18 protein-coding genes are annotated in these 24,220 nt (G+C 54.1%); 11 read left to right on the forward strand and 7 right to left on the reverse strand.

From position 1 onward, the window contains the following. Positions 1-168 precede the first annotated feature (168 nt). Positions 169-1,371 (forward strand): NADH-quinone oxidoreductase subunit D, encoded by a 1,203-nt coding sequence (locus FJM65_RS20295; protein WP_140624049.1) that lies wholly within the window; start codon positions 169-171, stop codon positions 1,369-1,371. Between the two features lie 463 nt (positions 1,372-1,834). Here FJM65_RS20295 and FJM65_RS20300 read toward each other — a convergent pair whose 3' ends face one another. The 7 genes from FJM65_RS20300 to FJM65_RS20330 form a co-directional block, all read right to left on the reverse strand. Beyond that, positions 1,835-3,208 (reverse strand): LutB/LldF family L-lactate oxidation iron-sulfur protein, encoded by a 1,374-nt coding sequence (locus FJM65_RS20300; RefSeq protein ID WP_140624051.1) that lies wholly within the window; start codon positions 3,206-3,208, stop codon positions 1,835-1,837. A 239-nt stretch (positions 3,209-3,447) separates the two neighbouring features. Beyond that, positions 3,448-5,004: a M28 family peptidase gene (locus FJM65_RS20305; protein ID WP_140624052.1), complete on the reverse strand. Its 1,557-nt coding sequence runs from the start codon at positions 5,002-5,004 to the stop codon at positions 3,448-3,450. 78 nt (positions 5,005-5,082) lie between these two features. Continuing rightward, positions 5,083-5,568 (reverse strand): 2-C-methyl-D-erythritol 2,4-cyclodiphosphate synthase, encoded by a 486-nt coding sequence (gene ispF, locus FJM65_RS20310; protein ID WP_140624053.1) that lies wholly within the window; start codon positions 5,566-5,568, stop codon positions 5,083-5,085. A 231-nt stretch (positions 5,569-5,799) separates the two neighbouring features. After that, complete coding sequence (locus FJM65_RS20315) at positions 5,800-6,624, reverse strand: aldo/keto reductase (RefSeq protein ID WP_140624055.1); 825 nt, start codon at positions 6,622-6,624, stop codon at positions 5,800-5,802. Between the two features lie 55 nt (positions 6,625-6,679). Continuing rightward, on the reverse strand, positions 6,680-7,129 hold the full coding sequence (locus FJM65_RS20320) for a MarR family winged helix-turn-helix transcriptional regulator (RefSeq protein ID WP_140624057.1): 450 nt from the start codon (positions 7,127-7,129) through the stop codon (positions 6,680-6,682). A gap of 156 nt (positions 7,130-7,285) precedes the next feature. Continuing rightward, positions 7,286-7,735 carry a PepSY-like domain-containing protein gene (locus FJM65_RS20325; RefSeq protein ID WP_239023039.1) on the reverse strand — a complete coding sequence of 150 codons (450 nt, stop codon included), beginning with the start codon at positions 7,733-7,735 and terminating at the stop codon, positions 7,286-7,288. Positions 7,736-8,574: 839 nt separating this feature from the next. Next, entirely contained in the window at positions 8,575-9,834 is a 1,260-nt protein-coding gene (locus tag FJM65_RS20330; protein WP_140624059.1) for a M16 family metallopeptidase, read from the reverse strand. 331 nt (positions 9,835-10,165) lie between these two features. Here FJM65_RS20330 and FJM65_RS20335 point away from each other — a divergent pair, with 331 nt between their 5' ends. From FJM65_RS20335 to FJM65_RS20380, 10 genes are all read left to right on the forward strand, one after another. Continuing rightward, complete coding sequence (locus FJM65_RS20335; protein WP_140624061.1) at positions 10,166-12,145, forward strand: alpha-ketoacid dehydrogenase subunit alpha/beta; 1,980 nt, start codon at positions 10,166-10,168, stop codon at positions 12,143-12,145. Positions 12,146-12,268: 123 nt separating this feature from the next. Beyond that, positions 12,269-12,448, forward strand: coding sequence for a hypothetical protein (locus FJM65_RS20340; protein ID WP_239023040.1), 180 nt, complete (start codon positions 12,269-12,271; stop codon positions 12,446-12,448). Positions 12,449-12,480: 32 nt separating this feature from the next. Next, a complete protein-coding gene (locus FJM65_RS20345; protein ID WP_140624065.1) occupies positions 12,481-12,852 on the forward strand; it encodes a hypothetical protein in 372 nt (123 codons plus the stop codon). 24 nt (positions 12,853-12,876) lie between these two features. Then, the gene (gene ytxJ / locus FJM65_RS20350) at positions 12,877-13,218 is read left to right on the forward strand and encodes a bacillithiol system redox-active protein YtxJ (protein ID WP_140624068.1); all 342 of its coding nucleotides are present in this window, start codon (positions 12,877-12,879) and stop codon (positions 13,216-13,218) included. Positions 13,219-13,400: 182 nt separating this feature from the next. Next, positions 13,401-14,105: a hypothetical protein gene (locus FJM65_RS20355; protein ID WP_239023041.1), complete on the forward strand. Its 705-nt coding sequence runs from the start codon at positions 13,401-13,403 to the stop codon at positions 14,103-14,105. A 118-nt stretch (positions 14,106-14,223) separates the two neighbouring features. Next, entirely contained in the window at positions 14,224-15,126 is a 903-nt protein-coding gene (gene lipA / locus FJM65_RS20360; protein ID WP_239023042.1) for a lipoyl synthase, read from the forward strand. Between the two features lie 424 nt (positions 15,127-15,550). Further along, entirely contained in the window at positions 15,551-18,817 is a 3,267-nt protein-coding gene (locus tag FJM65_RS20365; RefSeq protein ID WP_140624070.1) for an ice-binding family protein, read from the forward strand. 26 nt (positions 18,818-18,843) lie between these two features. Then, entirely contained in the window at positions 18,844-19,782 is a 939-nt protein-coding gene (locus FJM65_RS20370) for a PorP/SprF family type IX secretion system membrane protein (protein WP_239023043.1), read from the forward strand. 18 nt (positions 19,783-19,800) lie between these two features. Next, the gene (locus FJM65_RS20375; RefSeq protein WP_140624072.1) at positions 19,801-21,786 is read left to right on the forward strand and encodes an OmpA family protein; all 1,986 of its coding nucleotides are present in this window, start codon (positions 19,801-19,803) and stop codon (positions 21,784-21,786) included. 140 nt (positions 21,787-21,926) lie between these two features. Further along, a complete protein-coding gene (locus FJM65_RS20380; protein ID WP_239023044.1) occupies positions 21,927-24,215 on the forward strand; it encodes a TonB-dependent receptor in 2,289 nt (762 codons plus the stop codon). The last annotated feature ends 5 nt before the right edge of the window (positions 24,216-24,220 follow it).

A 24,220-nucleotide genomic window follows, 5' to 3' on the forward strand; every position in this document is an offset into this window, starting at 1 on the left:
GGCAAATGTATAAATATAAGTATTACTATAATAAGTGCAATATATAAATTTCTGTTTTACTTTTTGTCAGCCCTTCCCCAACAAACCCCTGCACAAATCCCCCTTTTTTCCGAACTTTGCAGAAGAGGCAACTCTCTGACTCTTTAACCCTCTAACTCACTAACTCCTGTGTCTATCTACAAAAACTACCTGCTGCAGTCAGAGCCGAACAAGTTCAGCCAGGATGCGCTGAAGGCCGGCGAGATGATTGTGAACATGGGGCCGCAGCACCCGAGCACGCACGGTGTACTGCGCCTGGAGGTGGTCACCGACGGCGAGATCATACAGGAGGTGGTGCCGCACATCGGTTACCTGCACCGCTGTTTCGAGAAGCACGCCGAAAGTATGGCCTATAATCAGACGTTGCCTTACGTGGACCGCATGGACTACCTGGCCGCCATGAACTCGGAGCATGTGTGGTGCATGGGCGTGGAGAAGCTGCTGGGCATAACCGACCAGATTCCGAAGCGGGTGGAGTACATCCGGGTGCTGGTAACGGAGCTCAACCGCATCGCCTCGCACTTTGTGGCCATCGGCACCTACGCCATCGACATCGGGGCCTTTACGCCGTTCCTGTGGCTGCTACGCGATAGAGAGCACATTCAGCGTTTGCTGGAGTGGGTTTCGGGCGCGCGGATGCTGTACAACTACATCTGGGTGGGTGGTTTATACTATGATCTGCCCATCGGCTTTGAGGAGCGCTGCCGCGAGTTTATAGACTACCTGCAGCCCAAGCTCGACGAGCTGGACACCATACTGCTGAGCAACAAGATCTTTATAGACCGCACGGCCAACGTGGGTATACTTCCACTGGATGTAGCGATCAACTACGGCTGCTCCGGCCCGATGCTGCGCGGCTCCGGCCTGAAGTATGATTTGCGCCGTGTGGATGGCTACAGCGTGTACCCTGAGCTGGACTTTGAGGTACCGATAGGGCAGGGGCTTGCCGGCACCACCGGCGACTGCTGGGACCGCAACTACGTGCGCGCCCTGGAGTGTCGCGAGTCCGTCAAGATCATCCGCCAGTGCCTCGACCAGCTTACCGGCGACCACAAACGCACCCCGGACTTCGACCCACAGGCGGCTTGCCCCAAGAAAATGCGCATGACCGGAGCGCAGGAGTTATACTTTAGAGGCGAAACCCCGCGCGGCGAACTCGGCTACTACTTCCGCACCACCGATCGCTCCGATGTACCCTTCCGCGCCAAAGGCCGCGCCCCAAGCTTCGTGAACCTCTCGGTGCTCCCCGAGATCAGCCGCGGCTGTATGGTAGCCGACCTCATCGCCATCGTCGGCTCTGTGGATATCGTGCTGGGCGAGGTGGATAGGTAGCGTTAGGTTGTTTATTATTAGTTATTGGTGTTGTAGGGACAGGTCGCGACCTGTCCCTACAACGGCAGTAGCTATGAAGCTTATACTTCAGCCAAAGCAGTTACGGACTCCCCGCCTTGGATAAGGAGGGTATAAAGGGGGGTGACCCGGCACTGCAGAATAAGCCTGCCCATCACCCTCCTTACTTTTCTTTAACCCACCCCTAGCCCCTCCGAGGAGGGGAATAAGGTACGGTACTGTGAGATTCCCCTCTTGGGAGGGGTAGGAGTGGGTAATCTACTGCAGAACTCAACCTGATGCCTCCGGCCTCCGTGAAGTCGGAGACTTCACACCATAAATAGGACACGAGTCTGGAGACTCGCGCCAGAAATAAGCTGATTATTGCTGGGTATCCTGTGCATCCTCTAATTCTGGAAATCCTGTTTCAGAAAAAAAGCCTGCTTCATCAGCAGGCTTTTATACTTTATCCCCGTTGCTCCTTCCAGAGCTGGTTAAACGATTTTTTCGGTGCTTGCAGCGGTTCGCGGCGCTTGCTCCAGGTATCTTTCTGCACGTAGCGCAGCACAAAGTTCTTGATGCTGGCCGGGGCCATGTTCATCAGCCTCCGGCTTTTCATGGCCTTCAGCCATAGTTTAATCGCGGTTTTCTCCTGGCTATCGGCCATGCCCTCGTCTACGCTCTGTTTGCGGTTTAGCAGCAGCAGGTTGTGTATGTTGATCTTAACAGGGCACACCGAGGTACAGGCGCCGCAAAGGGAGCTGGCAAAGCTCAGGTGCTTGTGCTCGGCCATGCCGTTGTAGTGCGGCGATATCACCGAACCGATCGGGCCACTGTAGGTGGTTTCGTAGGTATGGCCGCCGATGTTCTTGTATACCGGGCACACGTTCAGGCAGGCGCCGCAGCGGATGCAGTTCAGGGCCTCGCGCTTCTCGGGCAGGGCCAGCAGATCGGTGCGGCCGTTATCCAGCAGCACCACGTACATCTCCTCCGGGCCGTCTTTCTCCTTCGGCTGGCGCGGGCCGGTAAGTATAGTGTTGTATACGGTTACGTTCTGGCCGGTGCCGCTGGTGCTCAGCAGGGGCCAGAACAGGTCCAGGTCCATGATGGATGGGATCATCTTCTCGATGCCCACTATGGCAATATGCGTTTTAGGGAAGCTGGTGGAAAGGCGGGCATTGCCCTCGTTTTCGGTGATGGCCACGCCGCCCACATCCGCAATCAGGAAGTTGCCGCCTGTAATGCCTACCTCCGCCGAAGTATACTTTTCGCGCAATAACCGGCGGGCCACGCCTACCAACTCCTCAGCGTTATCGGTCGGGGGGATGCCCAGCTTGCGCACGAACAGGTCGCGGATATCAGTCTTAGACATGTGCATGGCCGGGGTAACGATATGGTAAGGCCGCTGCTCTGCCAGCTGCACAATATACTCGCCCAGGTCCGTCTCCACCGCTTCGATGCCGTTCTTCTCCAGGTAGTCGTTCAGGTGTATCTCCTCCGTCGTCATCGACTTGGACTTTACAATAGAGCGGGCACGCTTGCGCTTCATAATCTCCCCAATCTCCTTCAGCGCCTCCTTTGCGTCGCGGGCCCAGATCACCTTGCCGCCACGGGCGGTAAAGTTGGCCTCAAACTCCATCAGGTACTTATCCAGGTTGTTGATCGTCTGGGTTTTTATGAAGGAGCCGCGCTCGCGGGCCAGTTCATGGTCGGTGTATTGGGTAAGGCCCCGCTGCACAGCGGCGTTATACTTGCCGATGTTGAACTTAATGGTGGCGCGGTGGCCCTGGTCAAATGCTTTCGTTTCCGCGTCTTGCAGAAACTGTTTCAGTTTACTCATACTGCTTTCCCCTTACGTTTTTCCGGGACAAAGGCTGCACCTGCGGCTGCCCTATAAAAAGAAAAACACCCCTAAAGGTATAAAGTTAAAAAGTTAGAAGGTTAGAAAGTATGTGAGTTTTTGAATCGGCGACTAAAAGGACTATAATTAATTCTGATTAACTACAGTTTACCTTCAGACCAACTCTAACTCCTTAACTTTCTAACCTTCTAACTTTTTAACTCTCTAACTCAGAAGTCTTACTTCTTATTGCTGTCTACCACAATTCTATTTTCGCGGTTGGCCAGCTCCCATGCCACGTGGAACGCCAGGCGAGCCACTTTCTCAGCATAAGGGTAGATGATTTTGTCCGGCTCGTCGCCCGGCTGGTGGTAATCGTCGTGCACGCCGTTAAAGTAGAACACGATCGGAATGCCGTGCTTGGCAAAGTTGTAATGGTCGGAGCGGTAGTAGAAGCGGTTCGGGTCGTTCTCGTCGTTAAAAGTATAATCGAGCTTCAGGTTCACGTACTTCTCGTTCATCTCCTCGTTAATCTGGTGCAGCTCCGAAGAAAGCTTATCGGCACCGATCACGTAGATGTAGTTGCTGTCGTTGGTCTTCTCGTGCTCGTAGTCCATGCGGCCGATCATATCGATGTTTACGTCAGCCACCGTGTTCTCCAGCGGGAAGATCGGGTTTTCGGAGTAGTACTCAGAGCCCAGCAGGCCTTTTTCCTCGCCCGTAACAGTCATGAACAGCACGCTGCGGCGCGGGCCGTAGCCAGCTTTCTTAGCCTGGGCAAACGCTTCGGCCATTTCAATAACAGCTACTGTGCCGGAGCCATCGTCGTTGGCGCCGTTGTAGATCTTGTCGCCGCCTTCCGCTTCTTCGTCTATGCCTACGTGGTCGTAGTGAGCGGTAACTACTACAACCTCGTCTTTCTTATCAGTGCCTTCCATGTAGCCCAGTACGTTCTCCGTAGAAAGCGGCTCTGTGGTTCTTCCCATCAGGATACGAATATCGGAGGCAGGGGTGAAAGACGCAGTGGAGGCGTTCTGTGCTGTCTGCTGCAGTTTCTCAGGCGTTGTGCCCAATAAAGCAGCGCCAACGGTTGGCGTCGTGAAGAGCGTGGCCGAACCCTGGTTGCCTTTGCCTTTCTGAGAAACAGAAGGCTGCTTTAGGCGGTGCGAGAAACGCTCAGCCATGGCGCGATACGCATCGGCTGGCAGCACAAACGCAACGCCTTTCGCGCCTGCCTTTTCGGCTGCGGCAGAGAAGGGGCGCATTTTTGTCTGGATTTCGTCTGGGCTGGCAAGCAGCGTTACCACTATTTTGCCAGAGGCATCAGCTGTTACTTTGTCTGCATCAGCGGCATAAACTGCCTGCACCGCCTGCTCTGTGGTGAACGGAGAGGAGCCGAACGGGAAGAAATCCTGCATCATCAGGTACTTCTCGTTGCCAATGGTGATGTGGCCTTCGCCCCAGGTGCTTTTCTCCAGGTCAAAGGTTTGGTAGTATGGGTTGGCGGTGTTTGCCTTTACCGGTCCCATCAGGCCATCCTCGCGGAACTCGCGGGCAATGTACTCGGCGGCCATTTTCTGACCTTTATCGCCGGTGTTGCGGCCTTCATACTCATCCGATGCGATGATGTGCAGGTGCTTAGACAGGTCTTCTGCCGTAATGGTTTCGGCGTACGTTGGTGCGGCCTCGCTCAGTTTGGCCACATCGGTGGTAGGGTTACTGGCGCTTGGGCCCTTGGCGCAGCCATAGCCTACGGCGGCTAGCATCAAGGCAGCGTAGAGATTGTGTCTCCTCATGGTTTAGGTATAGTTTAGTTCAGTTATAAAGTACAGGTTTAGACGGGTGCAGGAGCTGCAGGTTTAATCTGCTGCTGCCTACTCCTTCGAAATGAGCACCGTAGCAAACGCCGCCACGCCCTCTTTTTTGCCCACAAAGCCCAACTGTTCGGTGGTGGTGGCTTTAATAGAGATATCCTCCTCCGGAATACCCATTACTTCGGCCAGGCAGGTTTTCATAGCGGGGATGTGCGGGTTTACCTTTGGCTCCTGCAGGCAAACCGTAGAGTCGATGTTGCCGATCTCGTAGCCTTCGCGGGCCAGCAGGTGCACCACTTCCTTCAGCAGTATCTTAGAGTCGATGCCTTTATACTTGGGGTCTTTGTCGGAGAAGTGGAAGCCGATGTCGCGCATGTTGGCGGCGCCCAGCAGGGCATCGCAGATCACGTGGATCAGCACATCGGCGTCGGAATGGCCCAGGGCACCGTGCGTGTGCGGAATCTTAATGCCGCCGAGCCAGAAATCAAGCCCTTCCTGCAGCTGGTGCACGTCGTAGCCAAAGCCGGTTCTTATTTTCAATTTCATAGTTAGTAATCCGAAGTATAAACGGGTAAAGCCCAACGTATGGCGGGCTTAAAAGGTAAATCTAAGCTAAAATTACGATTTTGCGCTATTTTAAGCACTGATTTTTGCGTGCTCAAGGCAAAGCCCGGCAGCCCTGCCAACAGAAGCGCCTGCTAAAAGTATAGCAGGCGCTCCCGGTAAACCATGGGTAAGGTTGTTGGCTTATGCCAGTTTATAGTATACTTGCTTTTTCTACAAAGTGTCCCAGGCCGGTGCCCAGGCAGGATTTACGAGGCGGGTATTTTCCTGCGTCAGCTGGTTTATCTGCTGCATTTCCTCCTGCGTCAGCTCAAAGTCAAAAATAGCGGCGTTGGATTTCATGTGCTTTTCGCTGGAGCTTCTGGGAATGGCCAGCACCCCATCCTGCTGCAAGAGCCAGCGCAAGCTTACCTGTACTTCAGTTTTATCATACTTGCTGCCTATGCTTTTGAGTGTTTCGTTGCCCATTACCTTGCCCTGCGCAATGGGGCTATAGGCCGTGAGCGACAGGTGGTGCCGGCGCAGGTAATGGTATAGCTTGTCCTGGTTCAGGAAGGGGTGATACTCTACCTGGTTGGTGAGGATGTCGGCGCCGGTGGCCAGCACTTTGTCGAGCAGGGCGGTGGTGTGGTTGCTGACGCCAATATGCTTGGCATAGCCCTTCTGCTGCGCCTTCATCAGCTCCTCCATGTACTCTTCCACCGGCACCTCGGCATTAGGCCAATGGATCAGCAGCAGGTCTACATACCCGGTGTTCAGTTTGCGCAGGCTTTCCTCTACCGAGGGCATAAAGCTTTTGCGGCCCAAGTTGGCTGGCAGCACCTTCGTGGTCAGAAACACGTCTTCGCGTGGAATGGCTGAGGCGGCGATGGCGCGGCCAACGCCTTCTTCGTTTCCGTACATCTGGGCCGTATCTATATGGCGGTAGCCGGTTTCGAGGGCGGCTCTTACCATGGTGTCAGCAGTATTGTTATCGAGTTGAAAAGTGCCGAAGCCAAGCGCCGGCACCTTCACGTCTTTTACTGTGGTATACTTCATAGTTTGTGGGTTTATACATTATTTGTTTATACAAGTGTGTGCGTTAAAAAATAAGCTACCCGCGTAGCTTATCTAACAGGTTGCTTACCAACACGGCTTCCTGGGGGCTGAGGTTATGAAACCGCTTGAACAGGGAAGGAAACTTCTCATCCACCTCCTGCAGCTTTTTAAGGCCGTTTTGGGTAAGGCGCACTTCAATCATGCGGCGGTTGGTCTGGCAGATGTCGCGGGTTACGTAGCCCTTCTCAATCAGCTTGTCGATGAGGCGGGTAACGTTGGAGTTGCGGTCTACCATGCGGTTCTGGATATCGCCGAAGCACACCGGCTCCGGGTGCTGCCCGCGCACAATAGACAGCACGTTGTGCTGTTGCAGCGTCAGGCCCAGCTCCTTAAAGAACGGCAGCTGCTGCTGGTTCACCCAGTTGTTGGTAAACAGGAGGTTGGCCATCAGCCGGCGGTAGTCGTCCTTAAACTCGCCCTGGTGTATTTCTTCTTCTATGCGCATACTTTGTGCTTGATGTACAAAAGTATAGTTTGTTGTTTGTGTATACAAGTATGGAAAGAAAAGGTTCTGAGCCGCATGGCGGGTATGGCCGGGATAAAAACAAAGCGTGAGGCAGGTGCCCCACGCTTTGTGAAAAGGGTAGTTCAGCGCTTGTGGCTAGTCCCAGTAGGGCTGCTCTGCCGGCTGTCCGTCGGAGGAGAAAACATACTTTTGCTCCTGGTTATCCTTTTCCAACTCTACCTGGTAATAGGTGTTGCCATCCTGCACCACCGCGTCAGCGTCATCAACCCTGAAGCCGGCGTAGTTTTGGCTGATGCCCGCTTTTACTTCTTCGGGTAGCTCTGCCTCGGGTACATCATACTTGTGCTTTAGCAGCGTGCCGGAGGCGCTGAAGAGCGCATCATAATCCACGGTGGCCACGTCAAACTCGGCCTCGTAGTCTTCGCCTTTCTTCTCCCACTCCACGTTTTGGGCATCCGGGAAAGTGCTGCTGAAGGTTTCTGTCACGGCGGCTGGCACATCGCCGGGCTTTATGTCATCGCTGTTTTTATCGCAGGCAAACAGAGAGCCGCTCAGAAACAGAAGCGCAAAGAATGTTGATTTCATGATGTAATTGCTTTAAAGGTTAAACAATATGCCAAAGCTATAACCTGAATCTGAAGCAATATTGGAGCAAACCTGAAGCAATTCTGAAGATAGGGTGGTTTTGTGGAGCCGGGACTAACTATCCTTTCCCCTATGAACAGGGGAGGGAGTTCGGCAAACCTCAAGTTGCTGTTCCGGACTTCCTCGTCCGGGACTTTCTCTGCTGCGGACATCCTTGTCCGCGTGTCTGCATTACCAGGTCCAACCACCCCTGCCCCTCCTTGTCCAAGGAGGGGAGTTACTCCACCCCAGCCCTCGAAAAGGAGCACCTTCTAGGTTTCCGGCTAGATTTCCGGTGCCCGGCTGGGCAGTGCGACGTCAGGAGCAAAGGAAATGTAGGTAGCGCGATGCCCTTATCGAGGACCCCTACCCCCAAGGCGAGGCCTCCCGACCTGGAGGGCACCAAAGTATGAAATGCAACAGTAGCTTTGTAAAGCCATGGATGAACAGAAGCTAGAAAGATTAACTTGGCTCCAGTTGCAGAAAGTAGCGGCTAAATTATAAAGACATTCGGTTACGGAAGTATAAAGTATAGCCAAAGTTAAAAATGTGGCTTTTCAAGCCAGTTGAGTTACGAATTCAACATCATAAAAGGACACAAGTCTGAAGACTTGCGCCAGAAGCTAAAATATAAAGGCACAAGCGGACGCTTGCGCCAGGGAGAGCCAGAGGGGGAGCTATGAAAGGATGGAAGAAGCAAGTATAACCTGAGGTTGAGCAGCAACTATACTGACAAAACCTAAAAAGAAGAAAGGCCACCAAAGTATGGCAGCCTTTCTTTTTTCTCAGAAAACGCTAAACTATGCCTCCACCGGCTGCTCCTTCTTCTCCGCCTTATAAAGCAGGGTAGAGCAGTTGGTCTTGCGCAGTACTTCCTGGGCGCAGCGCTGAATATCGTCCGGCGTGACGGCCTGTACTTTCTCGCCTTCCTGGTTAATAAAGTTGGCGTCGCCGAGCAGTTTGCTGTAGGCCAGGTTCATGGCGCGGTTCAGCAGCTCGATCTCCGAGAACACGATGCTGGTCTCGGCCTGGTTCTTCACCTTGTTCAACTCCTCCTCGTCCACGCGGTTATCGATGAGTTCCTCCACAATGGCCTCTACGGCAGCATTCGCCTCCTGCAGATCTACGCCCTCGTTTAGCTTGCCCTGTATGATGAGCAAGCCTGGCTCCACGCTTCCGGTTACCGATGCCGAAATAGAGTTGAACAGCTTCTTCTCCTTCACCAGTTGCTCGTACAGGCGGCTCGACTTGCCGCGGCCCAGAATGTCACTGATCAGGTCTACGGCGTGGTAATCGGGGTGCTGGCGGCCCGGCATGTGGTAGGCTTTGTAAAGGGCGCTGAGCGGCACGTCGGAACTTACCTCCAGCACGCGCTCCTCCGTCTGCCGCGGCTCCTCTTTCAGCTGGCGCTCATACTTCTCGCCGGCAGGTATAGGGCCGAACCATTTCTCCGTCAGCTCCTTGGCATGGGCAAAGGTCACGTTGCCGGCCACTACCAGTACAGCATTGTTCGGCGAGTAATGTTTGCGGAAGAAGGCCTTCACGATATCCATCGTCGCCTCCTCAATGTGCGCAATCTCCTTGCCGATGGTGGCCCACTTGTAGGAATGCTCCTTGTAGGCCAGCGGGCGTAGCTTCAGCCACACATCGCCGTAGGGCTGGTTCAGGTAATTCTGCTTAAACTCCTCTACCACCACCTTGCGCTGTACTTCCAGGCCATGGTCGCTAAAGGCCAGCTCCAGCATACGGTCCGACTCCAGCCAAAAGCCCGTTTCCAGGTTCTGCGCCGGCAGCGAGAGGTAGTAGTTCGTGATGTCGGGGCTGGTGAAGGCGTTGTTCTCGCCACCCACGCGCTGCAGGGGCTCATCATACACCGGAATATTCTTGGAGCCGCTGAACATCAGGTGTTCGAACAAATGGGCAAAACCGGTGTGCGCCTCCTCCTCATCGCGCGAGCCCACGTCGTACAGCACGTTCAGCACCGCCATCGGCGAAGTATGGTCCTCATGCACGATCACGCGCAGGCCGTTGTCAAGGGTAAATTCTTTGAACTCTATCATATCTCTTAATTGCTCAATTGTTGGGTTGCTAAATTGTTAGCGTACGGTTTAAAAGCTCTTAACCGGGTGCCTCCTTCAATACTATAGGCAGTTATACTTTTAACGTTGGCAGCGGCTATAGTTTATACTTTACAGATATAGAACATAGAGACTTTTGTGTCTATGCTTGCAGCCTTTGCAGCTTTTCTGTAGCTTTTGCACGGCAAGTGCAGCTTGCCATTTGGCGCCTGTGTAAGATCAACTAAACAAAAGTATAAATTAATGGCATACCTTACAGGTGCCTTGCCCATACTTTAACCCGACAAACTATAACGAGGTTTTCATAAAAGCGATGAACTATAACCGCAAAGAGTATTCTGAAGAGGAGCTGATACAACTATACCGCGCCCTGCTGAAGCCGCGCATGATTGAGGAGCGCATGCTGGTGCTGCTGCGCCAGGGGCGCGTGAGCAAGTGGTTCTCCGGCATTGGGCAGGAGGCCATCTCGGTGGGCTCGGCCATGGCGCTGGAGCCTGACGAGTATATTCTGCCGCTGCACCGCAACCTGGGCGTGTTCACGAGCCGGGGCATCGACCTGGGCCGCCTGTTTGCGCAGTTCCAGGGCAAAACCCACGGCTTTACCAAGGGCCGCGACCGCTCTTTCCACTTCGGCACCAACGAGCACCACATTGTGGGCATGATCTCGCACCTGGGTCCGCAGCTGGCCGTGGCTGACGGCATTGCCCTGGCCGACCTGCTGGAGAACAAGGAGAAAGTGACGGTGGTGTTCAGCGGCGATGGCGGTGCCTCGGAGGGAGATTTCCATGAGGCGCTGAACGTGGCGGCGGTGTGGGGCTTGCCAGTGATCTTCCTGATCGAGAACAACGGGTATGGGCTTTCCACGCCAAGCAACGAGCAGTTCAAGTTCAAGCACTTCATCGACAAAGGCCCGGCCTACGGCATCGATGCCCTGCAGATAGACGGCAACAACATCCTGGAAGTATACGACACGGTGCGCCAGGCGGCGGCCAGCATCCGTAAGAACCCGCGCCCGATGCTCATCGAGGCGATTACCTTTAGGATGCGCGGCCATGAGGAAGCCAGCGGAACCAAGTATGTGCCGCAGGAGCTGTTCGAGAAATGGGCCAAGAAAGACCCGGTGGAAAACTTTGAGCGTTACCTGCTGGATGAGCTGGTGCTGACGCAGAAAGCCATGGAAAGTATAAAGGAGGAGCTGAAGGCCGAGATAGAGGAGGGGCTGCAGACAGCCTTTGCCGAGCCGATGCCAACCGCCAACCGCGAGCAGGAACTGGCCGATATGTATAAGCCTTTCTCTCAGGAGGTGATTCAACCAGCCGGTGAAGGTAAAACAGAGCGCCGCTTCGTGGATGCCATCTCCGACGGCCTCCGCCAAAGCATGGAGCGCTACCCGGAGCTGGTGCTGATGGGCCAGGACATAGCCGAGTACGGCGGCGTGTTCAAGATCACCGAGGGTTTTGTGGATAAGTTCGGCAAAGACAGGGTTCGCAACACTCCGCTCTGCGAATCGGCTATACTTGGTGTTGGCCTGGGCTTGTCGGTGCGCGGGCAGAAAAGTATGGTGGAGATGCAGTTCGCCGATTTCGTGAGCGCCGGCTTCAGCCAAATTGTGAACAACCTGGCTAAGAGCCACTACCGCTGGGGCCAGCACGCCGATGTGGTGGTGCGCATGCCAACAGGTGCCGGCACAGCGGCGGGTCCGTTCCACTCGCAGAGCAACGAGGCCTGGTTCTTCCATACGCCGGGCCTGAAGATCGTGTACCCGTCCTCGCCTTACGATGCCAAAGGCTTGCTGAACGCCGCCATCGAGGACCCGAACCCGGTGATGTATTTTGAGCACAAACTGCTCTACCGCTCCATCTCGCAGGAGATTCCGGACGATTATTATACTATAGAGATCGGCAAAGCCAAAACCGTGGCCGAGGGCGATGACCTGACTATTATTACCTACGGCATGGGCGTGCATTGGGCCAAGCAGCTGCAGCAGGAGCTAGCGGATGCCAGTATAGAGATCCTGGACCTGCGTTCCCTGCTGCCTTGGGATAAGGACGCCGTACGTGCCGCCGTGGAGAAAACCGGCCGCGTCATCATCCTGCATGAAGACAACATGACCGGTGGCATTGGCGGTGAAATAGCTGCCTGGATAAGCGAGCACTGCTTTGAGCTGCTGGATGCCCCGGTGGCCCGCGTGGCCAGCCTGGACACAGCCGTGCCTTTTGCGCCGCCGCTGGAGCAGGAGTTCCTGCCAAGGCAGCGCCTGCGCGAGAAAGCCGAAGCGATGCTGAATTACTAAAACTAGAAAGGCAGCACCGGGTAAAATTTTGTAGTATGCGGTGCTGTTTTTGTGTTTAAGCTGCCTATAACAATTTTAAATTCATATATTTGCATCATGCGTTTATTTCGCCCATACCTATTTATGATGCTGTGCCTGATACTTGTTGCCGGTGCGGGGTGCCAGCGCAAAGGCATACCTTGCCCTAAGCCCACCAGCAGGCGCACCATCAAAATTCAGGGAGACAGAGCCGAGGGCTTGGAAGCTATTAAAGTGAACAAGAACAAAAACGGTATGGTGAAGAAGCGACGCGGCTTGTTTTAGAAACCAGTTCAAACAGAATCAGTATAAAAACCATGATGAAGGTGTGCGCTACGGATTTCTGCTTTAAAAAAGCTTGTAAGTATGGCCTGGGCCTGCTGCTGTTTTTCGTGGCCGGTACTTTGCCGGGCTATGGGCAAACCAGCTTCGAGGCGTCGGCTAAGCATGAGCAGCAGCTGCGAAAATCGCTGCGGGAGGCGGAAAAAGTAGATGCAAAGTTTAAAGAGACACACCTGAACACGGACGCTTATACTTTTAAGAAAGGGGCATCGGGGCGCAGGCGCGTGCGTAACAACGAGCGCGACAAAATGCAGTTCAACGTAAACGGTGAGCCTGTCAGGAAGCTGAAGATTTTTGGTAAGAAAAGAAAGTATAACACGCGCGCCGACAAGAAAAGATCACATTAAGATAGTATAAGACAACAAGCATATATGAATTGGCACCCACTTACAAGCGTAGAGCAGCTGGATGAAATTGTAGAAGAGTCGAAGGAGACGCCGGTGGTGATTTTTAAGCATAGCACGGCCTGCTCCATCAGCTCCACCGCCAAAAGCCGCCTGGAGCGCCAGTGGGCCGGTGCCGGCCTCGACCACGTGAAGCCTTATTACCTGGACCTGCTGCGCTACCGGCCAGTGTCTAACGAGGTGGCGGAAGTGCTGCAGGTGACGCATCAGTCGCCGCAGCTGCTCCTGTTGCAGGATGGGATGTGCACCTACGATGCCTCGCACCTGAGCATTAGCGTGGATGCCATAAAAAAGCATATAAAGGCCTAGCAGCTGCGAGGGCTGAGGGAGCAACTCTAGCCACATCACTTTCTGCCAGCCCACGTATACTTTACTGCGACGGTTAAACAGCGCATGCCTACATTCTACACTGTTTGATAAATGCCTAAAGCTTAAGTATATTTATACATTCTGAAACGCACTGGCCCGTGATAAAACTCTTTACTTGCATATTGTCGGCAGTTCTTCTGGTGGCGATGCCAGCCTTCGCCCAGTCTGAGGAAGATGAAAGTTTCCAGCGGGAAACGAGCTACGGCATCAACTTCAACTCCAACGGGGGGCTGATTGGTGGCGTTTTCGTGCGCTCCTCGTTCTACATGAACGAGAAGATGTACCAGTTCGGCGGCATTGAGATAGTGGAGGTGAAGCACCCCAAGGAAGAGCGCTACCTGAACTATGTGGGCGAGCCGTTTGTGTATGGCAAAAAGAACTACTTTTTTGTGGTGAGGCCGCACTATGGCCGGGAGCTGGTGCTGTTCCGGAAGGCGGCTGAGTCTGGGGTGCAGGTGAATGCCGTTGGCGCCATTGGCCCCTCTATCGGGCTGCTGGTGCCGTACTATATAAAATACAGCTACGACGGCACCACCAACGATGTGCGCAGCGTGCCCTACGACGAAAACGTGCACACCAACTCCGACTACATCCTGGGCAGCGAAACCGTTTTCCGGGGCTTGGGGCAAACCAAGTTCAGGCCCGGCGTGCATGCCAAGGCCGGCCTTAGCTTTGAGTACGGCCGTTACCGCGAAAGTATAGCGGGCATTGAGGTAGGGGTGGCCGTAGAGTACTTCCCGAGCAAGCCGGTCATCATTCCCCTGGCCGAAAATAACAACACCTTTACCTCCGTGTACCTGAACCTGTATTACGGCAGCAGAAAGTAAGCCACGGAAACCTTTTGCGCATCCTGTTGTTAAAGAGGCATACCTTGCCAACGCCACATTTTTGGCCTGTGGCTAAACTCTTTACCTATAACTTCCTTATCTTTGCAGCATGGATGAAATGATGACACTTCCGGTTATTCAGCCTAACGCCAAGCCCGAGGGACTTAATGCGCTGGGCCAGCCTCGCAAGCCAAACTGGCTGCGTGTAAAACTGCCGGTTGGGAAGGAATACGCCAAAGTACGAAGCATCGTAGACGAATATAAACTGCACACCATTTGCGAGAGCGGCAACTGCCCTAACATGGGCGAGTGCTGGGGTGCAGGCACCGCTACTTTCATGATTCTTGGTAATGTGTGTACCCGCAGCTGCTCTTTCTGCGCTGTGGCCACCGGCCGCCCCAACGAGTACGACGAAGACGAGCCACGCCGTGTGGCAGAGGCTATACAATTAATGGGCGTGAAGCACGCCGTAATCACCTCCGTAAACCGCGACGAACTGAAAGACCGTGGCGCCGCCATCTGGCACGAAACGGTGAAGCAGGTAAAGCTGCTGTCGCCTGCCACAACCATCGAAACCCTTATCCCGGATGTGAAAGGCACCTGGGATGCCCTGATCACGATGATCTCGGCAGGGCAAGAAGTGGTGTCGCATAACATGGAGACGGTGAAGGAGCTGTACCGCCGCGTACGTCCGCAGGCCAAGTATGACCGCTCGCTGGAGCAGATCCGCCGCACCAAGGAGTATGGGCAGCGCACCAAAACCGGCATCATGCTGGGCCTCGGCGAAACCCGCGAGCAGGTATACCAGGCCATGGACGACCTGGCGGCCAACGGCTGCGACATCCTAACCCTGGGCCAGTACCTGCAGCCTACAAAACTGCACATCGAAGTGGCCGAGTTTATCCACCCGGACCTGTTTGATCATTACCGCGAGGAAGGCCTGAAAAGAGGTATAAAGTACGTAGAATCCGGTCCTTTAGTACGATCCTCATATCATGCGGAGCGACATGTAAACGTATAGCGCCAGAATTTTAACAAAAGATTTCCCCTGCTGCCAAAATAGGTAGCAGGGGATTTTTTTTGTCTTTTTTGGAGGAGTGCCATCATGTTGCATTTTTCTAATTATTTGATAAAAATATTTTTATATATTTGAAAATAATGTTGTTAAATGTAATTTTAACAGCGATTAACCACTGCCCAAGCCTATGAAACAAATTTACTGCACTTCTATGAAGCTATTTTTTTCCTGGTATACCTCAAGGTTTCCTGATTCACTAACACAGGCTGTCAGGCTATGTTAGTACACAACAAAAAATCAATATAAATATCCATATATTTAATTGGGTGCGTATAACCATTTCCCTCTTTTTAAGTAAAAGAAGGTAGCATAGATACAGCCCTATGTATGAATATCTGAGTGACGTTATACAGTTATATCTTAATTTATGATTAAACATTTACTGCTGACCTTTCTATTGCTGATGGGCAGCATCACCCTTAGTCTGGCGCAGACAAACGAAGTTAGTTTGGGCCAGGCAAAAAACTTCGCGGTGCTTGCCGCCACGGAGGTCACCCTTACAGGCACGTCGGGCGTTAACGGGCATATTGGTGTCCGTCCCGGAGGTGTGATTAATGGCACAGCCAACATTGATGGCGAATTTGAAATTGGCACACCCGCCGCCGAGGCTGCTTACCAGGATGCGCTGGAGGCCTACAATAGCCTAAAAGCTATGCCTGCTACCCCGGCAAATCTTGATGCCACAGCTTTTGAGCCAGGCGTATACGTGATTGATGGCGACTTTACCTTAAGCAAAACCCTAAAGCTGACCAGCAAGAATAACCCTGGCGGTGTGTTTGTGTTTATTGTGAACGGAAGCATCAATACGCTTGCCTCCAACGCGGCCATGCTGCTGCTGGAGCAGACTAGCCCGGACAATGTGTATTGGGTTGTCAGGGATGAGGTGAACATAGGATCGAACACCGACTTCCAGGGCACTATACTTGCCAAAGGCAATATCACCATACATGATAAGGTAAGCTTTGTAGCGCGTGTAATTTCTCTGGAAGGATCCGTGAGCTTGGAAAACAGTACGGTATCGGCCCCTGTGGACATTCGCGTGGATGTGCAGGTAACCAAAACAGCAGAGCAGAAAGAGTATAAGATAGGCGATGAGATCACTTATACGTTAACAGCGATAAACAAAAGCGAAGGTGTAGCCTACGAAGTAGTGGTGACTGACCTGGTCCCCCTTGGGTTGGAGTACCTTAGCCATGAGAGCCCGGACGGAACGACGGTAGACCTGAGCCAGTTGGCCACAGACAAAAAGATCTTCTGGAACATTCCTGCCATTTCTTATGCGGGAAGTACAGCATTGAAGATCACCTTCAAAATTACGGATGAGGGTGTAGCAGAAGACGGAACAGTTAATATCAGGAACATTGCCGTGATCGGCAGCAAATACCCTGAACCAGACGATAAAGACGAAGACAACGAGACCGACTTTCCGATCGATGTGCCAGAGCTCAATGCTGACCTGAGCATAACCAAGACTGCAGACAAGGAGACCTATACTTTAGGCGATGAGGTAACTTACACGGTTGAGGTAACAAACAACGGGCCTTACGATGCTGAGGCGATCACGATCACAGACAAACTGCCGGAAGGGCTGGTGTTTGTGTCGGCCTCTCCGGTGGGGTACGATCCGCTTACAGGAGAATTTGCCCTGGCCGCGCTAGCCGAGGGAGAGAAAGCCACTGTCACCATCAAAGCCAGAATTATAGGGGTGGGCGAACTCACAAACCTAACCGGTAGCATAGCCAACACGGCCACAGTGGCTACCAGCAGCACCACCGTGCCGGACAAAGTGCAGGACAACAACAACGCTACGGTTGCAATTGGAATAACATGTAACATATTAACAGACGGTATCGCGCTTACCGGCGGCGAGACAACGCTTTGCGAAGGCCAGCAGACAACCTTCACCCTGCCTGAAAACCTGGGACTGGAATACACCTTCTCGTATGAAGGAGGGGTTGCAAAGGTTTCCGAAACAGAAAACACTGTTACAGTTGAGGCATCGGCCAACGGCAAAGTCATCGTATTGGCGACCGACCTGTGCGGTAACACTTACACAAGTGAAGCAGAGATAACCGTTACGCCGCAGCTAACCCAGCCGACAATCACCGGCTCCGACAAAGTATGCGAGAACAGCTCAGGCAACGTGTTCGCCGCCACAACTTATGAAGGCGAGGTAAGCTATGAGTGGAGCACCACCGGCGATTTGGAAATTACCTCGGGCCAGAACACCTCAACGGTTGAGGTAAGCGCCGGGGGCAACGGAGGCGTTCTGATGCTAAAAGTAACGAACGGCTGCTTTACGGTAACAGCTACTAAACCAGTAGGCGTAAACCTGCTGCCTGCTGCCCCTGAAAGTATAACCGGCCCGGCAAAAGTATGCGCCGGAACGGAGCAGACATATATAGCTGCAGAAGTGACCGGAGCCGCATATTATACCTGGCAGTTGCCAGAAGGCTGGTCGTTTGTAGGCGACGAGACAGGCCGTGAGGTAACCGTGCTGGTAGGCGAAGCAAGTGAAGAGAACAGCAGCATCAGCGTAAAGGCCAACACGGAATGCGGTGCCAGCCTGAACGCAACCGCTATAGATGTGGCAGTAAACGACGTGCCGGAAGCCCCGGTTATTACAGGGGAGAACGGCGCCTGCATCGGCACCACGCTGGTGTACGAAGTGCCTGCCCTGGACGGAGAGAACATCACCTACGAGTGGAACGTGCCTGAAACATGGGGAGAGATCACAGGACAGGGTACTTCCAGAATTGAGGTGGCGGTTGGCCAGGAAGGCGGCACCATCACGGTTGCCATCAGAAATGAGTGCGGCTTGGGCGCGGTAGCCTCTAAGGAGGTAGCCCCTGTGCTGGCGCCAACAGCCCCGGTTATCACAGGCAACACCGACATTTGCGAGTATAGCCAGCAGCTGACTTATACTATCTCTAACCCGGAGGATGGCGCTACTTATACTTGGGCGCTGCCAGATGGCTGGAGCTTTGAGGGCAGCAACACCGGCACTAGCGTAACGGTGAATGCAGGCACAGCCGGCGGGGCCATCTCGGTGGTAGCTGCCAACGGCTGCGGTACTGTAAGTGGGCAGCTACAAACGGTAGTGTTCGCGCCTCCTGTAACGCCAGGTGCCATTACCGACAACAGCAGCGTGTGCGACGGCCTGATATTCACGATTGACCCGGTGGAGGGAGCCAGCGCCTATACCTGGAACGTTAGCCAGGGCTTCACCATCGTATCGGGGCAGGGCACTACCACCATCACCGTAAAAGCAAACAAGCCAGACATAACCGGAACGGTAACAGTAATGGCTATCAACGGCCCTTGCAGCAGCATGGAGGCTTCCGCGCCGATAGACGCAGCCAAGGCCGATGGCAACCTGGAGTTCCCGAAAGCCTTTAGCCCGAACGGCGACGGCACCAACGATAACTGGGAAATCAAGAACCTGGAGAAATTCCCGAACAACGAGATCATCATCTTTAACCGTTGGGGATCTGAGGTTTTTAAGGCTAAAAACTACCAGAACAACTGGTCTGGCAAGGGATTGGAGCAAGGCACTTACTTCTATAAAGTAAGGGTAACAGTTTGTGACGGCGTAGTGAAGGAGTTTACCGGATACACTACCATCTTTAGGTAAGCAAGGCTTTAATACTAGTAATTCAGATGAAAATGAGAATATTTTACCTATTGCTGGCCTTGCTGCTTACCACGGCCGCAAGTGCTCAGCAAAATCCGCAGTACTCACAGTATATTTTTAACAGCATGTCCATCAACCCGGCCTATACGGGTAGCAAGAATGTGCTGAACATAAACGCCTTCCACCGCTCGCAGTGGACGGGTGTGGAGGGCGCCCCTACCACGCAGTCGCTGGCAGTGGACGGGGTGATAGCCAACGACCGGCTGGGCCTGGGCCTGAACGTAACCCGCGATGAGCTGGGCGCGCAGAGCACCACCAGTGCCTACGCCAACTTCGCCGTAAAGCTGCAGGTGAGCCAGAACGCCATTTTCAGCCTTGGCCTGGCCCCGGGCCTGGTGCAGCACATGATAGACGGCACAGAGTTCGGCATCGGCAATGACCCCGGCATCCCAACCGGCAAAGAAACGGCCATTAAGCCTGATGTAAAGATTGGCGCCTACTTCCACACAAAGCGCTTCTACGCCGGTTTCTCGGGCACTGATCTGCTGCAGTTTAAGGACATGGAGCAGGTGGAGCCGGAGCGGCACTACTTCTTCACGGCGGGTTATGTGCTGGATGTGTCGCCTTTCATAAAGCTGAAGCCAAGCGTGTTGGTGAAGGAAGACTTTCATGCCCCGACAAGTATGGACCTGAACGCCTTTGTGCTACTGGGAGACCGCCTGTGGCTGGGCAGCTCGTACCGCACCAGTATGAATGTTTTCAACGATGCAGAGACCGGTGATGTGGAAAAGCGCACGGCAGTGGCCTTTATTGGCGAGCTGCAGGTGCTGAAGCAGCTGCGCCTGGGCTATTCTTATGACAAGATGCTGAACGGATACAGCAACCAGAGCACCCACGAGGTGTCGGTAGGCTACTACCTCTTCCGTAAGAAGGAGACCAAGATGATGACGCCGCAGTACTTTTAACCCAAAGCCGCATACTATATGAAATTTACCTATATACCCTTTTACTTAGCAGTTGCCGCCGTGCTGGGGCTCACGCCTGTGGCACAGGGGCAGTCGTCGCTGCGCAAGGCCAACAAACTGTACGACAACTATGAGTTTGCCCTGGCCATACCTGCCTACAAGGAAGCTATCCAAAAACACAAGCCGGAGCTGCAGACGGTGGAGCGCATCGCCACTGCTTACCGCCTCACGCGCCAGACCCAGGAAGCCGAAGTATGGTATGGCAAAGCGGTGTCGATGCCGGGCCGCCCGCCCATGAACTTATACTACTACGCCGAGGCGTTGCGCAGCAACGGCAAGTTTGCCGAAGCCAAGGAGCAGTACATGAAGTGGGGCGAGGAAATGCCCGAAAACGCCGAACGGGCCCAGCAGCTGATGGAGGCTACCGATAAGTCGGTGCGCCTGATGAAGCAGCCTGCGGTAGCAGAAGTAACCATGCTGACCACCCTCAGCCGAGGCAATGTATCCGACTTCAGCCCGGTGCAGTATGGCAGCAACGGCGTTATCTTCACCTCCGACAGAGGCGTGCAGAAAGAAGGCAAAGACGCCAAAGTATACGGCTGGACAGGCCGGCCATACTTGCAGCTATTTCTGGCGCATGAGAACGGCCAGGGCGATTACAGCCAACCGGAGCCGCTGCAGGCTGTTGTAAACACAGACTACCATAACGCGACGGCCTCTGCCGCAAAAGACGGCGGCAAGCTATACTTTACCCGCACCCAAATGGTGCCTGCCCTGGGCAACACAAACGCCGACCCTACCAGCTGGGTGGAGAAAGGCGAAAACCAGAACCTGGTAAACCGCCTGGAGATTTATACTGCAGAGAAGCAGGGCGGCAGCTGGGGCAACATCCAGCCATTCTCTTACAACAAGGTAGAGGAATACTCTGTGGGCCACCCGGCGGTGTCGCCAGACGGGGAGGTGCTGTTCTTTGCCTCTGACATGCCGGGCAGCCTGGGCGAAACAGATATCTTCTACAGCCAGCGCCAAGCCGACGGTAGCTGGGGCGAGCCGGTGAACGCTGGCCCTGTAATCAACACCACCGGCCGCGAAAGCTTCCCTTATGTGGATGCGAACGGAAAGCTATACTTCTCCTCGGAGGGGCAGGCAGGTATGGGGGGCATGGATATTTTCTCAGCAGAAGGCGAGCTGGGCAACTGGCGCGCTGTAAGGAACCTGGGCTACCCTATCAACTCGCCTAAAAACGACTACGGCATTATGTTCACCGAGCCGGGGGCGCGGGGGCTGCTGTCCTCTAACCGCGACTCCCAAAACGGCACCGAAGACATCTACGCCTTCGAGGTGCTGCAGAAGCCGGTAGTACTGGCCGTCACGACTTTGGGCCGCTACCAGAACGATAAAAAGAAAACAGTGAGCGACCCATTGCCGAACACGCGAATTCTGATGAGCCAAAAGAACTCAAACGATTCTGCGGTGGTTATTACAGATGAGGAGGCACATGGGTTTATTGATGCCAGAGCCGGAAATACCTATACGTTCACCGGGTCTAAGATGGGCTTCCTGAAAATGGAGACGGGGATAGAGGTGCCGGCTACTGCGCCGGATACCGTGCAAGTGGCCCTGGTGTTTGATAAGAATGAGGTGGAGAAGGCTATTGTGCTGGAGAACATCTACTACGACCTGGATAAGTGGGAAATTCGCCCGGATGCGGCCCGTGAACTGGATAAGCTGGTGACGCTGCTGAAGAATAACCCCGAGATTGAGATTGAACTGGGCGCCCACACCGATAGCCGCGAGAGCTTTATGTATAACCAGCAGCTGTCGGAGAAAAGAGCCCAGGCCGCTGTAGATTACCTGGTGGCAAAAGGCATAGACAGAAGCCGCCTGACAGGTAAGGGCTATGGCAAAACAAGGTTGGTGAACAAATGCGGCGATGGGGTGCAGTGCCCTGAGGAGATGCACCAGCAGAACCGGCGCACCGAGTTCACTATCAAAAAGAACTAAAGATTTAAATTCTCATTAGCTTTCATAGTTTGGAAAGGCTCTGCAGTTTCTGTAGAGCCTTTTATCTTTATAGCCAAAAGTACTTCAGCCTAAACTTTGGGCGGCTCAAGTCGTTGTTTGATTGTTTACCTAACTCATTTATGGCTCTATACCGCTACACCTATACTTTACTGTTTATTTTACTGATGCTGCTGCCACAGCAGTTGCTGGCACAAGGGCAGTACAGCGGCTACGTGCTGCAGCGCGATACCGAGCAGCCGCTGCAGGGCGTAACCATAACCGCCAACACTGGCGAGCAGACGATCAGCAACGAACAAGGCTACTTTACCCTGGCTACTGCCGCGGCGGCACAGCGGCTGGTGTTTAGCTACGTGGGCTACAAAACGGAAGTGCGGCCAAACCCTAAGGTGGGGCAGGAGCTGCGGGTGCTGCTGCAGCCAAGCGCCGCCAGCCTGCAGGAAGTGGTGATAAGCGGCTACGAAACAAACCGGCCGCTGCTGCAAACGGCGGGGGCTGTGGGTATAGTTGGCCGGGAGGTGATCGGGCAGTTTGATGAGAGCTCGGTGGTGCGGGCCGTAAACACAGTGCCGGGTGTGCGGATGGAGGAGCGGGCACCGGCCAGTTACCGCATTTCTATCCGCGGAAGCTCCCTCCGCTCTCCCTACGGCATCCGAAACGTGAAGCTATACTATAACGGCATCCCTTTTACAGAAGCCAACGGCACCTCGGCCCTTAACCTGATGGATGCAGCCAACATAGAAAGCATAGAAGTGCTGAAGGGGCCAACCGGCAGTATATACGGTGCCGGCACCGGCGGCACCGTGCTCCTAGAGCCCCGACGGGCAGCAGCCGGAGAGCAGTCTGTAGAAGTGGGGGCCACTACGGGTTCTTATGGTTTAAGGCGATACACCGCTACCGCGCGCATCGGGGGCAAGCACAGCAGCACGCTGGTGCAGTACGCCAAGCAGGAGTATGAGGGCCACCGGCAGCAGTCGGCTATGGACAGGGAAGTGCTGCTGCTCAGCTCAGAGTTCAGCCCCTCAGAAAAGCGCACAGTGTCTGCCAACATACTTTATTCTGATTTATACTATGAGCTGCCGGGCGCGCTAACGCAGGAGCAGTATGAGCAGGACCCGCACCAGGCGCGGGGCGGCATGTATGGCAGCGTGGCGCAAAATGCCTCCATGAACCAAAAGAGCATGGTGGCAGGGCTGAAGCAGGAGTATACTTTCAGCGACAGGTTCCGGAATACAACCGCCCTCTACGGCATGCACCGCTTCCGCGACCATCCCTTTAACACCGACTATGAAAGAAACACAAACCAGGAAGTTGGCGGCCGCACCAGCTTTGCCTACACGGCCCAACTCGGGAGTATAGAGGGCACGTTTACGGCTGGAGCAGAGTACCAGCGCGGCTTCGAGGCATCCCGAACCTACGACAACAACGGCGGCAAACCCGATTCTCTCCGCACTGATGATGAAGTGGTGGCCAAAACTGGCTTTGCCTTTGCCCAGGCCGAGTTTAAGTTTCCGGCTGATGTTATTGCGACAGCGGCTCTGAGCCTAAACGACACAAAGTATGAAATAACGCGCCTGCACCAGGCCAGCAGTGGCAACTACACGTATAACCGGGATTTTAAAGCAGTACTGTCGCCACGGGTGGCTTTGCTCAAGCGCCTGACCGACCAGCTCAGCATTCATGCCAGCGTCAGCTCAGGCTTCTCACCGCCTACCGAAGAAGAGATACTGACATCGGATGGGCAGCTGAACGAGGCGTTGGAGGCAGAGAAAGGCACCAGCTACGAGGCAGGTATCCGGGGTTTTGCCTTGCAAAGCAGGCTTACTTTTGACGTGGTGGCCTATTATTTCAGGCTGAAGGAGTCGATTGTGAGCAGGCAGGACGTATCGAGTGTGGCGGTTTTCCGGAACGTGGGCAGCACCGATCAGAAGGGCATCGAAACAAGTATGGGGTATACGTTGCTGGACGATCCGGAGCAGCAGCTGAGCCTCCTGAAAGTATGGGCCAGCTATACCTTCAGCCACTTCCGGTTTGATGAGTACCAGCAGAACGAAAACAATTACTCCGGCAATAAGCTAACGGGGGTGGCCCCGCATGTCGCTACAGCCGGTTTAGACCTGAGCACCCGCTTTGGCCTATACCTGCACCTCACTACAAACTATTCAGATAAAACGCCGCTGAACGACGAAAACGCAGTTTATACTGATAGTTATATAGTGGCGGGCGGCAGAGTAGGTATAAAGCGGCAGTTGGGGCAGCGCTTTGGGCTGGAGGTTTTTGGCGGGGCAGATAACGTGACAGATGAGAAGTATAGCCTCGGCAACGACCTTAATGCCTTTGGCGGACGCTACTTTCAGCCCGCACCCGGCCGGAACTACTACGGCGGCCTCGCGCTGAAGTATAAACTATGAAGATT

Origin of the sequence: Pontibacter mangrovi, from assembly GCF_006385705.1 — a bacterium.
GTDB lineage: Bacteria > Bacteroidota > Bacteroidia > Cytophagales > Hymenobacteraceae > Pontibacter > Pontibacter mangrovi.